This window comes from Burkholderia reimsis, from assembly GCF_003294055.1.
Lineage (GTDB): Bacteria > Pseudomonadota > Gammaproteobacteria > Burkholderiales > Burkholderiaceae > Burkholderia > Burkholderia cepacia.
The window spans coordinates 54612-71123 of the sequence record NZ_QMFZ01000001.1; the positions used below are offsets into that span (position 1 = coordinate 54612).

Consider the following 16512-nt stretch of genomic DNA (forward strand, 5'->3'; position numbering starts at 1 on the left):
GGATGTCTCAGGATTTTCCCTAGTGATTCGCAGGCCGATGCAGGCGTTCGGCGTGATCGCGATAACGGATGAACCGCGCACGCGACGCGGCTCGAGCGGCCATGACGGGCGTCAAGTGATGAGAATATTCGACGGCCTGCAGCGCGAATCGCGCCGGAACGGTCGTCGCAAAGGCAGTCGTAAAGGCAGTCGAGAAACCATGAAGGGCGTCGCAGCGCAGGCGGCCCGTCGATCCTCAGCCGCCGGACGGCCCCGGCCGGCTGAAGCGTTGCTCGACCACCTCGGTGCCCCAATGCGTGCCCGCGGATTCGCTCGTCAGCGTGAAGCCGAACGACTCGTACAGGTGGCGTGCCGAATCGAGGCCCTTGAACGTCCACAGATAGGTTTCGCGAAACCGCTGCGCGTCGACGAAGCGCATGGCTTCCGTCATGAGCCGGCGCCCGATGCCCGAGCCGCGCAACGCATCGTTCACGATGAACCATCGCAGGTGCGCGACGCCCGTTGCCGGGTCGCCGTCGATCGCGAGCGACGCGAGCGTGCGTCCGTCTTCCTGGCACAGCCAGAGCGCCTTGCCGTCGGCCGGCAGCGCACCGGCGAACTCGGCCAGCTCGGTCGCCACCCGCTTTTCGAAAAAGGCGCCGAATCCCCAGTGTTCCGAGTAGAAGCGCGCGTGAAGGCCCGCGATATCGCCGATGCAGCCCGGCTGGTAGCCTTCGCGGATCGATGGCGCATCGGGTGTCGCGGCGCTTGCCCTGGCGGCGTTGTCCTGCGCGAGCGCATCGGCATACAGCGCGAGCGAGCGCAGCAGCGCCTGCTGATCCGCCGGCACCATGCGGCGCAACGCATTCGACACCTGATCCGTCGCGAACGCGTCGATTCTTTTCTGGAGCTTCTTGCCGTCGGCGGTCAGGTACAGCTCGGTCGCGCGCGCATCGTCGCTCGACACGCGCCGTTCGACGATGCCGGCCGCCTCGAGCCGCGCGAGTTGCCGGCTCGTGTTCGATTTGTCCAGCCGCAGGATGTTGCCCAGATCGCGGGCGTTGATGCCGGGCGCCATCCCGATCTCGAGGATCGCGTGAACCGCCGAAGGCGCCCAGTCGCTGTCGGCCAGCGTCGCGCGCATGAAGCCGAGCTCGCGAACCAGTTTGCGGGAGAAGTCGCGAAGCTCGAGGATGGTTGCTTCGCGAGGCTTGGCGGGAGCGTCGATGAGGTCCATGGTCAGCCCGGAAAGGTTGCGGATCGCAATCAATAATAGTTGCGGGTCGCAACTTGATCAAGGCGGATCTTCATCAGGACGCGTCGTGCCGAGCGGTGATTGCGGGGCCCGCGTCGGCGCGGATCAGGGGACGGATGGGCGGGCGGTGAGTGGTATTGGCGCGGATGGCGGAGTGCCGCGAACCGGACGCATACTCGATGCATCCGGACGCCCCTTCATGCGAGCACGGGTGTCGGCCGGTCATCGATCCGCGGCGGCGGACAACGGAGCCCACCATGAACAATCTGAAGCCGATGACGATTGCGTTGCTTGCCGGATGCGGGATCGGTGCCGGTACCGTTCACGCGGCCGGCAGCATGGATGCGCCGCCCTGCAGCGCGGCGCATGCGGCGGATCAGGGCGGGATCGCCGCGATGCCGGGCACGTCGGTGCGCAGCTTTTCGACCGCCGGTTGCTCGGGCGCGGTGCTGCAGGGCGAACGGGCCACCGCGACGGTCAACGGCGACCGGATCGAGCTGCGGGACGGCATCGTCTACGTGAACGGCCGTTCCTACGGCGCCGTCACACCGGCGCAGACGGTCGAATACGAAGCCGCGCACGACCGGCGTACGTTGAAGGTCGACGGGAAACTCCGCACGCCGGTGCGCTGAGTACGCGCCCGGGCCCGCGGCAACCGCGTCGCGCCTAGTCGACCAGCGTCAGCCGGCCGTCGCTGAGCCGCACCTCGCGCCCGATCCACGCCGCGTCGACGCGCGGCAGCACGGCCGACGGCTTGCGCAGTTCGCGCAGCAGCGTCGCGCCGTGCGACAGCCGGCCGCCCATGCGCGCGATCACCGCACGCGCGGCCTGGTACTGCGCGTGCTGGCCCGGGTCGAGCGTGTCTTCCAGCAGGATGTCGCGGCCGAGCACGCCTTGCGTGTGGCCCGGATAGATCATGAAGCCGGCCGCCTCGTCGGTGCCTTCGCTGCCGTCCTGCCAGAAGCTGCCGTTGCGTTCGCGGCGATCGGGATGGGGCGCGAACCATGCGTCGCGGTCGGCGGCCGGCATCGCGTGATGCAGGCGGAAGAACACGCGCATCAGGTTGTCGCGATACCACTCGCGCACCTGCAGATACCAGCCGCGCATGCCGGGCGCGCCGAGCGCGTGGAGCACGCGGACGGGCAGCGGCCAGTCGGGAAACGCCTGCAACGGCAGATCGGCGGGCTCGGGCCGTGCGGTGCCCGGATCGGTTTCCCACGGCAGGCGATGCGGGCTGTTCTCGAGCTGGCCATACGCGGTCGGCGGACGGCCCCAGAGCGCGCCGCCGCTGCTGGCCAGCGATGACGCGATGCACAGGTTGCCCTGCACGACGAACACGTAGAAGCGCGTGAACCAGTCGGCCAGCTGCCGGCCGTCGGCGCGCTGCTCGACGAGCGTCGCGAGTTCCCGGTCGAAGCGCTGCAGGCCGCGTTCGAGCGTCGGCAGATGCCCGCGTGCGGCGCGCAGCATGCGCCAGAACACCGGCAGCGAACGCAGCAGCCGCAGCGGGCGCCAGCGCAGCGGCGGGGTCGCGCCGCCGATCTCGCCGCTGTAGTTGCCGGCCGATACGCCCCAGTCGGCGAGACGGGCGAGGAACAGGTCGTTGTTGATGTACGACGCGCCGCCGTAGAGCGCGGTGAATGGTTCGTTGTCCTGCAATACGCGTGCATCCCAGCGCGCCATGATGGCCGGGATGCTGCCGGCCGCACGCCGTTGTGCGTACTCGACCAGCCGGCTGGGCTGCGGCGGCAGGATCTCGGCGATGTTCGCGGCGGTCAGGTGCCGGTGCCATCCGTAGCTGCTGATCGGGCGATATTGCAGCAGCCACAGCTGCGTGCCGTCCCACGCCCATTCGACATCGCCCGGCACGTAGTGGAACGCGCGCAGCACGCGTTGAAGGAAGGTCCACAGTTGCGTCGCGCCCAGGCCGTGCGCGCCCGGGAACGTGCCGCGCTGCCAGGGCTCGCCGAGCCGCGACAGGATCGCGCGTTGCGGGCTGGCCTGGCCGTCGGCGAGCGATTCGAGGTGGCCTTCCACCCATTCGACTTCGACCGCGAGATGCCGCACGAACGCGATGCCCGACAGCACGGGCGTGATGAAGCGCTGCACGACCGTTTCCTCGAGGCCGCCGTCGAGCAGCTCGGCCACGCGCGCGGCGGCCTGCGAGGCCGGTACGCGCAGGAACGTGGTGTGCAGGCCCGCGTTGGCCGCATCGGCCTGGTCTTCGCCATGGCTCGACGAGCGGATCGCCCACTCGGCGTCGGGCTGGCTCGCGAGAAAGCCGGGCAGGCGCGGATCGTCGGCGCGGGTCAGCGACAGCGCGGGCGGCACGGGCAGGCCGGCCATCGTCGCCAGCGCCAGGCGCCCGCCCTTGGTGTGCGCGACGAAGCCGGCGTCGCCCGCTTCGAGCCACTGCGCGAATGCCGCCGGCGCGTCGATCCACGGATAGTGTCCCCAGCCGGCCTGCAGCGTGACGGTGAGGTCGGCGCGCGCGAGGATGGCCGACCATGCGGCGGCCTGGCGCACGCCGAGCACGGCGTCCTGGTCGCCCCACACGAGTTCGATGCGATCGGTGACCCACTCGAGCAGCGGCAGCGCGGTATCGGCGCGCACGAGATCCCAGTGCGGCAGGAACGCGCGGCAGCGCGCGTAGCCGGCGCCCATGCGGCGGTACTGCGCGCGTGTCCAGGTCAGGTTCGAGAACTTGCGGGCGAACAGCGCCGGGTAGTGCGCGAGCAGCCAGTGAACGGTCTTGCGCAGCGGCTTCGGCGCCATCAGTTTCGGCAGGCGCCGTTCCCACAGAAATGCACCGACGGGCGCGAGCAGCACGCTGCGGCCGAAGTGGCCGGGGCGCCGTTGCAATGCGTGCAGCACCAGCAGCGCATTCACGCCGACCGCCATGATCGCGTGGCCCGGTTCGGTCGCGTCCAGCAGCGCTTGCGCATACGCGGCGAGATCTTCGCAGGGCGGCGCGGGGTTGTCGCCGAAGCCCGGCAGTTCCAGCGGCACGGGCCGGTAATGGCGGAAGTGGGGCAGCGTGTCGTCCCACCAGTCGGCCGCGCTGCCGTTGCCGGCGAGGAGGTACAGGATCGGTTTGCTCATGGAGGCTTCGTCGGCGGGCGATCGTCGCGGTGGCGCGCGCCCGGATGGGGCGGCGCGGCCCGCGGATGCCGCTGCGCAGTTTCGTGTCGTCTTGTTCGCGTTGCGCCGGTGCGAGTGGAATGGAAGCGTGGCCCCGCTCGGCTTGATGGTTGCGCGCATTCTACTTGAGTCGGCCCGGACGATAACCGCCATCTCGAACGCGACGCCATGCAGACGCAGGTCATGCATGACGTGTGCGGGAATGACCGATGTCGTCGATGAATCCCGCTCGTGGCCGGTCGGCGCGAAGGCTTGTACGCCGGGCCTTTCGACCGGGCGCCCATGGCGCGTTACGTGTCCGACTCGGCGCCGGCGCGCGGCGGGTGTCCGGTCCAGCGTCGATACGCATGGCGGAAGCTGCGCGGCTCGCTGTAGCCGAGACGTTCCGCAATGGCCGCGACCGTCAGCTCCGGATCGTCGAGCATCCGCACCGCCTCGTCGCGGCGCACGTCGTCGAGCAGCGACTGGAACGTGAGGCCGTCCTTGTCGAGCCGACGGCGCAGCGTGCGCTCCGTCAGGTGCAGCGCGTTCGCGAGCGACGTCATCGACTTGAAACGCGCGAGGTCGCGCGCCATCAGCTCCTTCGCGCGATCGGCGAAACGCGTGCCGACCGACGCGGCCCACTGCCGTTCGAGCGCCTCGCACTGGCCGTGCAGCGCATTGAAGCTGACTTCGTTCGCGAGCAGCGGCATCTCGGTGCCGTTCACGGACGTGAACACGAGCCGGTTGTCACCGGCATTGAACGCGACCTTGCAGCCGAAGTGGCGCGTGTAGTCGGCCGCGTTGCGCGGCGTGCGGCGCGCGAGCTGCACCTGCGCGGGCCAGACCGGCTTGCCGACGAGGTCGGACACGATCAGGCGCAGGCTCGACAGGCACATGTCGACCTGGAACACCTCGAGATCGGGCTCACCGTTGTAGCGGCTGATGGTCACGCTCATGCCGTCCGCATGCGCATCGATACGCACGTCGAAATACAGGCCCATGAACAGCGGAAACTGGCTCATGCACCGGAATGCCTGCATGACGGAGCCGCTGATCAGCATCGCGTAGCCGGCGAGGCCGAGTGTCGATACGTGCAGCCGCGCGCCGATCGACAGCCCGATCGACGGCACGCCGCTGCGCTGCAGCAGGTTGTGGAAGCAGCGCTGCTCCTGGCCGCGATTCACGTGCAGGTTCGGCGACGCGACTTCGTCCGCGCCGAGCCCCGTGCCTTCGAGCAGCGCGGCACCGTCGATATGCCGCACGCGGCACTCGTCCAGCGCGACCGCGATCGCGTGGACGGTGGCGGGAATGTCCTCCTGGCGTCCGGCCGGGCGCGCGAGGCCGAGCGACGAACGCAGCCTGCGCTCGGCCCGGCTCTGGTTTCGATGAGATCGAGTGTCCATGGTGCTGACGGGGCGACTGGGTTGCGTAGAACATAGCCGGAATGTCCGCAAAACGCCAGTGCGGCACAGCACCATGCATGACGCGCCGGCGCGATACGCGGCGGGGTGTCCGGAAATATCCCCTGATTACGTCCGCATTTCTCATTCGTGGCGGAATTTTTGGCGCACCACACTTTCTTCCAGTCGTGCGCCGCCGGCCGTGCCGGGCGCACGAGTGTTGAAGCCGTGAACGCCACCTACGTGAGGACAGCATGGACAACGACAGCCCCGGTCGATACGCATCGACCGCCGCGACGCAGGACTTCGCCGCACATGCGTTTCGCGGCGACGCGGACGAACGCCGCAAGCCGCACCTGCTCGGTCTCGCGACGCTGGTGATCTTCGGCCTCGCGTACATGCTGCCGATGACGGTGTTCACGACCTACGGGCTTGTCACGAGCGAGACGAACGGGCACCTGACGGCCGCGTATGCGGTCACGCTGGTCGCGATGCTGTTCACCGCGCGCAGCTATGGCCACATGGCGCGGCTGATGCCGAGCGCCGGGTCCGCCTATACGTTCGCGAGCCGCAATTTCGGCACGTCGGCCGGCTTCATGGTCGGCTGGGCGCTGCTGATGGACTACCTGTTCATCCCGATGATCAGCTACCTCGCGATCGGCATCTACATGAAGCAGATTTTTCCGATGGTGCCGGCCAGCGTGTGGATCGTCGGGAGCATCGCGCTGATCACCGGGCTGAACATCGTCGGCATCCGGCTCGTCAATCGCGTGAACCTGATCCTCATCGCGAGCCAGCTCGTGTTCATCGCGATCTTCGTCATCGCATCGGCGCGGGTCGCGGCAGGCGAGGGGCTGTCGATGGCCGTCGCGTTGCCGTCGTCGGGCGATGCGCGCGCGATCTTCGCCGGATCCGCGATCCTGTGCCTGTCGTTCCTCGGCTTCGACGCGGTCACCACCCTGTCGGAGGAAACGCGCGAGCCGAAGCGCACGGTGCCGCGCGCGATCCTGCTCTGCACGCTGGCGAGCGGCGTGCTGTTCATGCTGATCGCGTATGTCGGGCAGGTGGTGTTTCCCGACTGGCACGCATTCAAGGATCTCGATTCGGCCAGCCTCGAGCTGATGCGGCGCATCGGCGGTGGCACGCTGTCGGCGTTCTTCGTCGCCGTGTACGTGGCCGGCTGTTTCGCGAGCGCGATGGCCGGGCAGGCGAGCGTGACGCGCGTGCTGTTCGCGATGGGCCGCGACCGCGTGCTGCCCGAACGCGTGTTCGGCCACCTGCATGCGCGGCTGCGCACGCCGGTGCGCGCGACGCTCGCGGTCGGCGTCGTGTCGCTGTCCGCGCTGTTCGTCACGCTCGATCTCGCGTCGACGATGATCAGCTTCGGCGCGCTCGTCGCGTTCGCGGTCGTGAACCTGTGCGTGATGCGCAGTTATCTGTGCCGCGCCGAGCATCGCCGCTTCGCGGGCTGGATCACGTTCGGCGTGATGCCGGCGCTCGGCTTCGCGATGAACGTGTGGCTCTGGTCGGGGCTGTCGCGCCAGACGTTCTACGTCGGCATCGGCTGGCTCGTGCTCGGGCTCTGCCAGCTCGCATGGCTGACGCGCGGCTTCACGCGCCCGGCGCCGACACTGTCGATGAACTGAATGACCGGGCGCGCCGCGCCGGACCTGAAACCCTGAAGGAGGAGTGAACCATGAACGCTGTTGACGTCAATCTCGATGCGGACCTGCAGGCGCTCGGCAAGCGCCACCTGCTGATGCATTTCACGCACGCCGATGCGTATCGCGACCACGCGCTGACCGTGTTCGACCGCGGCGAAGGCTGCTGGCTCGTCGACCGCCACGGCAAGCGCTACTTCGATGCGCTGGCCGGGCTGTACTGCGTGCAGGTCGGCTACAGCCACGGCGCGGAAATCGGCGACGCGATCCGCGAGCAGATGGTGCGGCTGCCGTTCGCCACCAACTGGGGTGTCGGCCACGAGCCGGCGATCACGCTCGCGCACAAGCTCGCGACGCTCGCGCCGGACGGGCTGAACCGCGTGTTCTTCACGTCGAGCGGCTCGGAGTCGAACGAAGCGGCGATCAAGCTGGTGCGCCAGTATCACCAGTCGCGCGGCGAGCCGCAGCGGCGCAAGTTCATCGCGCGGCGCGTCGCGTATCACGGCACGTCGTTCGGCGCGCTCGCGCTGAACGGGATGACGAACTTCCGCAAGCATTTCGAGCCGCTGATGTCGGGCGTGCGGCATGTCGGCAACACGAAGCGCTACGGCCGCCCGGCGGGCGAGACGGAAGCGGAGTTCACGCGCCATCTGCTCGACGAGATCGAGTCGCTGATCGTGCAGGAAGGCCCGGATACCGTCGCCGCGATCGTCGTCGAGCCGCTGCAGAACGCGGGCGGCAGCCTGACGCCGCCGGCCGGCTACACGGCCGGGCTGCGCGACATCTGCGACCGGCACGGCGTGCTGCTCGTCGCCGACGAAGTGATCTGCGGGTTCGGCCGGCTCGGCGAATATTTCGGCTCCGCGCGCTACGGGCTGAAGCCGGACGTCATCACGTTCGCGAAAGGCATCGCGTCGGGCTACGTGCCGCTCGGCGGCGTGATCGCGAGCGACGCGGTCGTGGAAACGATCCTCGACGGCCCGCAGCAGATGTTCCTGCACGGCGCGACATACGGCGGCCATCCGGTCGCGTGCACGGCCGCGCTCGCGAACCTCGCGATCATGGAGCGCGAGGGCGTGCTCGAGAACGTCCGACGCAACGAAGCGGTGTTCCGCCAGACCCTCGACGGCCTGCTCGAACTGCCGTGCGTCGGCGACGTGCGCGGCGACGGTTACCACTATTCGCTCGAACTCGTGACCGACAAGGCCGCGCGCCGCTGGGCGGCCGGCATCAGCGCGCAGGCGTTCGTGTCGACGCTGCTCGCGCCCGCGATCTTCGACGCGGGGCTGCTGTGCCGCGCGGGCGTCGATCACGAAGGCACGCCGATCGTGCAGTTCTCGCCGCCGCTCGTGATGTCGCGCGACGAAATCGTGTGGTTCGTCGCGCAGATCCGCGACATCCTCGTCGACACCTTCGCGCGCGCGACGCGCTGAGCGCGACACCGGCATCCGTCACCACAGGAGCATTCGATGCGAACCTCACAACAGTCCTATATCGACGGCCAGTGGCTCGACCCGGCCGATGCGAAGGCGATCGACGTGATCGACCCGAGCACGGCGCGGCCGTATGCGCAGCTCAGGATCGGCGGCGCGGCCGACGTCGACCGCGCGGTGGGCGCGGCCCGGCAGGCCTTCGACACGTATTCGCGCTGGCCGGTGGGCGAGCGCGTCGCGCTGCTGCGGCGCGTGCTCGAGATCTACCAGCGCCGCTACGAGGAGGTCGCGCGGACGATCAACCAGGAGATGGGCGCACCGATCGCATTCGCGCGTGCGATGCAGGCGGCGGTCGGCACCGCGCACCTCGAGCAGACGATTCGCGCGCTGCAGTCGTTCCGCTTCAGCACGCAGACCGATTCGTTGCTGGTATCGCACGAGCCGATCGGCGTGTGCGCGCTGATCACACCATGGAACTGGCCGATCAACCAGATCGTGTGCAAGGTCGCGCCGGCGCTCGCGGCCGGCTGCACGATGGTGCTCAAGCCGAGCGAGATCGCGCCGTTCAGCGCGATCCTGTTCGCGGAGATCCTGCACGAAGCCGGCGTGCCGCCGGGCGTGTTCAACCTCGTGCACGGCTACGGGCACGAAGTGGGCGACGCGCTGTCGCGGCATCCGGACGTCGACATGGTGTCGTTCACCGGTTCGACGCGCGCGGGTGTCGAGGTCGCGAAGGCGGCCGCCGATACCGTGAAGCGCGTGCACCAGGAACTCGGCAGCAAGAGCCCGAACCTGATCCTGCCCGATGCCGACATCGAGGATGCGGTCACGCGCGGTGCGCGCAGTTGCTTCAGCAACAGCGGGCAGTCGTGCAACGCGCCGACGCGGATGTTCGTGCATGTCGACCACCTTGCCGCAGCCGAGGCCGCGGCGCGCAACGAGGCGGCGCGCACCGTCGTCGGCGATCCGCGTTCGACGGAAACGGGCATCGGGCCGGTCGTCAGCCGCACGCAGTTCGACCGCATCCAGCAGCTGATCCAGTGCGGGATCGACGAAGGCGCGACGCTCGTCGCCGGTGGCCCCGGTCGGCCCGACGGGCTCGGCGACGGTTTCTACGTGAAGCCGACGGTGTTCTCCAACGTCACGCCCGGCATGACGATCGCGCGCGAGGAGATCTTCGGGCCGGTGCTGTCGATCCTGACCTACCGCACCGAGGACGAGGCGATCGCGCTCGCGAACGATTCGGTCTACGGGCTTGCGGCATACGTGCAGACGAAGGACCTCGAGCGCGCGCGCCGGGTCGCGGCACGGTTGCGGGTCGGCAACGTGCACATCAACTATCCGGCGTGGAACCCGGCCGCGCCGTTCGGCGGCTACAAGCGCTCGGGCAACGGCCGCGAGTATGCGGAGTTTGGCCTCGTCGAATATCTGGAGACGAAGGGCACGACGGGGTACGCTTGAGCGACGCGCGCCCCTGCCCCGATTCGCGACGACAAGCGACAAGCGACGAGCGAGCCGGCGGGCGGCGCTGCGATTCCGGCGACGGCACGCTGCGCGTGCCGCGTCGTTTCATCGTTTCATCGATTGAGGGGAGTTCGACGATGCGGGTGAAGGAGACGGCAGCGGGCCGACGCGATACGGCCGCGAACGTGGAGGGCAGTACACGATGAAGATCCTGATCGCCCGGATGAACCACGAGACGAACACGTTCTCGCCGGTGCCGACGCCGCTCACCGCGTTCGGCCGCAACGGCCCCGACTGGGGCGACGATGCGTATCGCGCGAATCGCGGGATGCGCACCGCGATGTCTGCGTTCCTCGACGCGGCCGAGCGTGAAGGCGCCGGGATCGTCACGCCCGTATCGGCGGCCGCGAACCCGAGCGGGCCGGTCGCGGCCGACGCGTATGCGGCGATCTGCGATGCGATCGTCGCGGCCGCGCCGGGTTGCGATGCCGTGATGCTCGACCTGCACGGCGCGATGGTCGCCGAGCAGAGCGCGGACGGCGAGGGCGACCTGCTCGAACGCGTGCGCGCGGCGCTGCCCGATGCGCCGATCGCGGTCGCGCTCGACCTGCACGCGAACGTCACGCAGAAGATGATCGATCACGCGGACGTGATCGTCAGTTTCAAGACCTATCCGCACGTCGACATGTACGAGACGGGCGAGCATGCGGCACGGTTGCTATTCGACCGGCTTCACGGTCGCGCGCGGCCCGTGCTCGCATGGCGGCAGCCGCCGCTGATGACGTCGACGTTGCGCAGCGCGAGCGCCGAAGGCGCGATGAAGCGCGCGGTGGAGGCCGCGCGCGCGGCCGAGGCCGACGGGATGCTGGCGGTATCCGTGCTGCCCGGCTTCTCGCTTGCGGACATTCCGGCACCGTGCATCAGCGTCGTGGTGGTGGCCGACGGCGACCGCGCCGCGGCCGACGCGGCGGCCGAGCGCATCGCGCGGCAGATCTGGGACGCGCGCGACGAATTCGTCTATCGCAGCGCGCCGCTCGCCGAATCGGTCGCGCAGGCGGCGGCGTTCGCGCGCGACGCGGATCGCCCCGTGCTGATGCTCGATCACGGCGACAACTGCATGTCGGGCGGCCCGTGCGACACGATGGACCTGCTCGAGGCCGCGCTCGCGCACGGGCTCGACGGCATCGTCAGCGGACCGCTGTGCGACCCGCAGGCCGTCGCGGCGCTGATCGACGCGGGAGTCGGCGCGACCGTGACGGTGTCGGTCGGCAACCGCCTGCCGTCGCACGGCGGCGTGCGGCGCGAGCCGTTTCGCGCGACCGGCATCGTGCGTGCGCTCACCGACGGCGAATACGTGATCACGGGGCCGACTTACACGGGCCAGCGCGCGTACATGGGCCGCACGGCCGTGCTCGATATCGGCGCGGCCACGCTCGTCATCACCGAGCGTACGCAGGAACCGTGGGACCTCGGCGTGTTCGAGAGCGTCGGCGTCGATCCGCGCCGCGCACGCTTCCTGCTGCTGAAATCGCGGATGTATTGCCGGCCGGTGTTCGTGCCGATCGCGGCCGCGCTGGTCGAGTGCGACAGCCGCGGCGTGACGAGCTCGGACTACGGGCTGTTTCACTACGAGCGGCTGGCGCGGCCGGTGTATCCGCTCGATGACGCCGGCGAGTGGCCGTCCGGCGCGCGACGGACGGGTTGACCGAAACGAACCGGGTGCGGGACGCCGGATTCGGCGGCTTTCGGGCATCATGCGGTGGTTTCGACCCGTCGAGCAGCAGGGTCGAGCCAACCATTGCATCCGCAACCGATCCGGAGAACCGACCGCCATGCATTCGAATCCTTTCCGCCCGCGCAGCGCGCGCCTGCTCGCCGCGCTGACACTCGCCACGACGGCCATTGCCGCGCACGCCGCCGACTGGATCGTGTCCGGCAACGACGGCAAGTACCAGCGCGTCGAGGGCCGCGACACCTATCTCGCGTCGCCGCCCGCCGACACGCTGACGCTGCTCGACGCCAGCACGTTCCCGCCGAAGGTCGCGCGGCAGGTCGACGTCGAGAACGGCATCCAGGGGCCGCCGCAGGCCGTCGCGATCACGCCCGACGCGAAGCTCGCGCTTGTCGGTGCGCCGACGCGCTACGACACGGCCGCGAAGCAGCTCGTGTTCGACACGTTCCTGCAGGTCGTGAATCTCGACGCCGCGCCGCCGTCGGTCACGCGCATCGCGCTCGGCACGCATCCGCAAGGGATCGCGATCGACCGCTCGGGCAAGCTCGCGCTCGTCGCGAACGTCGACGGCAGCGTGTCGATCCTTCGCATCGACGGCATGCAGGTGACGCTCGACGGCAGCCTGAAGATCGGCAAGAAGCGGCTGGCCGGGATCAGCTTCACGCACGACGGCAAGCATGCGCTCGTGTCGCTGCGCGACGAGCAGGGCATCGCGGTGCTGAACGTCGACGACGGCAAGGTGACCGACAGCGGGTCGCGCCTGAGCACGGGCGTCGCGCCTTACACGATCGACGTGTCGAGCGACAACCGCTGGGCCGTCGTCAGCAACGTGGGGCTGGCCGGGCTGCCGGGTTATACGGGCACGCTCGCGGGCGATGCCGATTCGGTCGCGCTGATCGACGTGTCGCGCGTGCCGTTCCGCACGGTCCAGTACCTGACGGTGCCGTCGCTGCCGGAAGGCGTCGCGATTTCGCCGGACGGGAAGTGGATCGCCGTGCAGGCGATGGACGGTTCGAACCTGACGGCCGACAATCCGGGACGCCACAAGATCGGCAAGGTGCTGCTGTTCGAAATCCGTAACGGGCAGGCCGTGAAGGTGAGCGAGGTGCCCGGCGGCGAAGCCGCGCAAGGCATCGTGTTCACGGCGGACAGCCGGCACGTGATCGTGCAGTTCAACGTCGAGCGGCAACTGGCGTTCTATGCGGTGGAAGGCGGCAAGCTGCGCGATACGGGCAAGCGGATCGCGCTGACGGGCGGGCCGTCGTCGCTGCGGACGTTGCCGCGCTGACGCGCACGGCTTCCGTTCGTCCAGTTCTTCACGTTCATGCGGCGCCCGGGTTCGCCGGGCGCCTGTCAATGCACCTCCCGGTGCGCCGCCGTTGCAACGCAACAAATGGCGGGGATGCGTATCCAAATCTGATTAACGCCCGATTGTTTAGTTAAACAAACTGAAAATTCGGGAAACTTCTCGTGGTGAATAAACAGTCGTTACGGCACTGTAAGCCCCTGGGAAGGATGTGACGTTCCCGGAGACAGGGCGGTGAGGCGACGGTTGCGTCAGCAACGATCGTCGCGGGGTATTCGCATGTAACGAGTCAGCGTGACGTCGCCTGGAGGGCCAGGCTGCGTCACGCCGCGCGGCATCGATATGCCGCGCAGGGCCGCAAGCCGCGTGGCGTGCCGGATGATCGCGGCGCCGGAACAATCGTTTTGATTAACGGTACTAAACGAAAAAATGAGACATCCACGACTCTTGCTCGTCGCCGCGCTGACTTGCGCGGCGCTTGCCGCGTGCGGCGGCGACGACGTGAACAGCGTTCAGACGGCCGGCAACGGCGCGGGAGACACGCCGTCGGCCGTGCCGCCGTCCTCGGACCCCTCCGGGCCGTCGCAGCCCGATCAACCGGCGCCGCCCAGGCGCACCAACATGCAGCTGACCCGGTTCGTCAACCCGCTCATTGGCACGCAGGTCAACTCGGACTCGGGTTACGCGGGCAACGTGAGCCCGGGCGCGATGGTGCCGTTCGGGATGGTGAATTTCGGGCCCAACACGCCGCGCTACGACTTCAACGGCTCGGGCGGCTACCTGTCGACGGGCGGGGCGGGCGGCACGATCGACTTCTTCAGCGTGACCCACCTGAGCGGTGTCGGGTGCCCGGGGCAGGGCGCGGTCGCGATGCTGCCGTCCGATGCGGCGAAGGCGATCGCGTCGGGCGGCCGGCCGACCGGAATCGGGTACAGCTATGCGGATGAAACGGCCGAACCCGGGTACTACAAGGTCCGCCTCGCGAACGGCATCGTCACGGAGCTGAGCGCGACGGCGCGTTCCGGCATCGCGCGTTTCACGTACACGGACAAGGACAAGGGTTTCTTCTCGATCGACGCGAAGCTGAACGGCAACAGCGATTCGGGCAGCACGAAGGTCACCGCCAGCAACGTCGCGCTGGCGCTCGCGAGCGACGGCAGGTCGATGAGCGGGCAGGCCGTCGCGCCGGCGTTCTGCACGCCGTACGGCACGGTGTGGAACGCGCCCGTGTATTTCTACGCGACCTTCGACAAGCCGCTGCGCAAGCAGGCGGGCACGTCGGCGGTGAATACCGTCAGCAACGGCGCGGCGACGTTGCAATTCGACCTGACCGACACCGACCGCACCGTCACCGTGAAGGTCGGGGTCTCGTCCGTCAGCATCCAGAATGCGCAGGCCAACCTGAAAGCCGAAGGCGAAAAGCTCGCGTTCGACGACGCGCGCAACAACGCGTCCGGCTTGTGGAACGACCGGCTCAACACGATCCAGATCGACCAGGCCGCCGCGCCCGCATCGCTGAACGAGACGCAGAAGGCGAACCTGACGAAGTTCTACACCGCGCTCTATCGCGTGTTCGGCACGCCGACGCTCTACAGCGACACGAACGGCGAATTCCGCAGCATGCGCCAGCCGAAGAACGCGAGCGGCGGCTATCCGGCGTCGGTCGACCAGACCGGCACCGTTCCGCAGCGCGCGACGGCAAAGGTCGGCGACTACGCATTCCGGCGCACGGACGGATCGCAGGGCGGCGCGGGCAACCACTACACGGGCTTCTCGCTGTGGGATACGTACCGGTCGCAGACGCAGTTGCTGGCGCTGCTCGCGCCAAAGGAAACGAGCGACATGATGCAGTCGCTCGTGGTCGACGGGCTTCAGTGCGGCGCGTTCCCGCACTGGGTCGACGGCAGCGACGATTCGACGCCGATGGCCGGCGACAACGCGCTGAACGTGATCGCCGGCGCGTACAAGTTCGGCGCGACCGATTTCGATCTTGTGTCGGCCGCGCGGCTGACGAAGCAGTCGGTGTTCGATCCGTCGAGCGCATGCAACGACCGCACGAGCGCCGCGGGGCTCGCCAACTTCCTGGCGGCCCACTACCTGTCGCAGGGCGACGACGGTCACTCGTCTTCGGCCACCATCGAGCGCGTGCTGAGCGATCGTTCCGCGGCCGCGTTTTTGCAGGCATTGCCCGCCAGCGTGCTGAACGCGCCGTCGGTCGGCGTGACGCCCGACAACATCGGCACGCTGTACACGCGGGCCGGGTGGTGGCGCAACATCTTCGACTACACGAACAAGGTGATCGCCGCGCGCAATGCGCCGCCGGCCGGCTCGGCGCCGGGCACGCTGGGGACGCTCGTGCAGGGTTCGTTCCATGAATCGACCGAGCCGAACTACTTCTGGACCTTCGCGCAGGACTGGAGCGCGCTGATCGATGCGATCGGCGGCAAGCAGGCGGCCGTCGCGCGGCTGAACACGCTGTTTGCGGTCACGACGCCGTTCTCGACCGTGCCGGCCTCCGGCGACCTGAACGGCGGCGAATCGTCCACCGGCCTGTACATCGGCAACGAACCGTCGTTCCAGTCGCCGTGGGGCTACAACTGGGCCGGGCAGCCGAGCGGTGCGCAGTACATCCTGCCGATCATCATGTCGAAGGCGTTCACGACCGCGCGCGACGGGTTGCCGGGCAACGACGACATGGGGGCGACGTCGAGCTGGTACGTGTGGGCGGCACTCGGCATGTTCCCGGTGATTCCGTCGGAAGCGGGGCTCGCGCTGTCCACGCCGCAGTTCAGCGGGATCACCGTCTGGTTCGGCAACGGCAAGACGCTGCGGCTCGAAAGCGACAAGCAGGTGACGATGGACGGTGCGGGGCACCCGTCGTTTGCGTATATCCAGTCGCTGAAGGTGAACGGCGCGGACTACGCGGGCTCATGGCTGCCGCTGGGCAAGATCGCCAATGGCGGCACGATGAGCTACACGCTGTCGGCGGCGCCGACGCAATGGGCGGCCGCCGACAACCTGACGCCGCCGTCCGGGCCGAACGCGGACTATACGCAGATGACGGCCGGCAGTCCGTCGACGGTGATGCGCATGCACCGGGCCGGCCCGCAGTGAACGTGACCGGCGCGCGCACGGTTTCGCACCGCGCGTGCCCGCGAC

General features: G+C 68.7%; 10 protein-coding genes. 7 read left to right on the forward strand and 3 right to left on the reverse strand.

The window, feature by feature from the left end:
- Window positions 1–235 precede the first annotated feature (235 nt).
- Window positions 236–1216: a bifunctional helix-turn-helix transcriptional regulator/GNAT family N-acetyltransferase gene (locus DPV79_RS00275; protein WP_059620379.1), complete on the reverse strand. Its 981-nt coding sequence runs from the start codon at window positions 1214–1216 to the stop codon at window positions 236–238.
- A gap of 275 nt (window positions 1217–1491) precedes the next feature.
- Here DPV79_RS00275 and DPV79_RS00280 point away from each other — a divergent pair, with 275 nt between their 5' ends.
- The gene (locus tag DPV79_RS00280; RefSeq protein ID WP_059555163.1) at window positions 1492–1866 is read left to right on the forward strand and encodes a S26 family signal peptidase; all 375 of its coding nucleotides are present in this window, start codon (window positions 1492–1494) and stop codon (window positions 1864–1866) included.
- Between the two features lie 34 nt (window positions 1867–1900).
- Here DPV79_RS00280 and DPV79_RS00285 read toward each other — a convergent pair whose 3' ends face one another.
- Window positions 1901–4336: a PEP-utilizing enzyme gene (locus DPV79_RS00285; protein ID WP_165843466.1), complete on the reverse strand. Its 2436-nt coding sequence runs from the start codon at window positions 4334–4336 to the stop codon at window positions 1901–1903.
- Between the two features lie 329 nt (window positions 4337–4665).
- Window positions 4666–5760 carry an AraC family transcriptional regulator gene (locus tag DPV79_RS00290; protein WP_113044450.1) on the reverse strand — a complete coding sequence of 365 codons (1095 nt, stop codon included), beginning with the start codon at window positions 5758–5760 and terminating at the stop codon, window positions 4666–4668.
- Window positions 5761–6011: 251 nt separating this feature from the next.
- Between DPV79_RS00290 and DPV79_RS00295 the strand changes: the two genes are divergently transcribed.
- The 6 genes from DPV79_RS00295 (at window position 6012) to DPV79_RS00320 (ending at window position 16467) form a co-directional block, all read left to right on the forward strand.
- On the forward strand, window positions 6012–7403 hold the full coding sequence (locus DPV79_RS00295; protein WP_113044451.1) for an APC family permease: 1392 nt from the start codon (window positions 6012–6014) through the stop codon (window positions 7401–7403).
- A 50-nt stretch (window positions 7404–7453) separates the two neighbouring features.
- Window positions 7454–8851, forward strand: coding sequence for an aspartate aminotransferase family protein (locus DPV79_RS00300; RefSeq protein ID WP_021160133.1), 1398 nt, complete (start codon window positions 7454–7456; stop codon window positions 8849–8851).
- A 36-nt stretch (window positions 8852–8887) separates the two neighbouring features.
- A complete protein-coding gene (locus tag DPV79_RS00305; RefSeq protein WP_113044452.1) occupies window positions 8888–10312 on the forward strand; it encodes an aldehyde dehydrogenase family protein in 1425 nt (474 codons plus the stop codon).
- Between the two features lie 205 nt (window positions 10313–10517).
- On the forward strand, window positions 10518–12020 hold the full coding sequence (locus tag DPV79_RS00310) for a M81 family metallopeptidase (protein WP_113044453.1): 1503 nt from the start codon (window positions 10518–10520) through the stop codon (window positions 12018–12020).
- A 127-nt stretch (window positions 12021–12147) separates the two neighbouring features.
- Window positions 12148–13335, forward strand: a complete 1188-nt coding sequence (locus tag DPV79_RS00315; protein ID WP_113044454.1) for a beta-propeller fold lactonase family protein — start codon at window positions 12148–12150, stop codon at window positions 13333–13335.
- A 447-nt stretch (window positions 13336–13782) separates the two neighbouring features.
- The gene (locus DPV79_RS00320; RefSeq protein ID WP_113044455.1) at window positions 13783–16467 is read left to right on the forward strand and encodes a GH92 family glycosyl hydrolase; all 2685 of its coding nucleotides are present in this window, start codon (window positions 13783–13785) and stop codon (window positions 16465–16467) included.
- Window positions 16468–16512 lie beyond the last annotated feature (45 nt).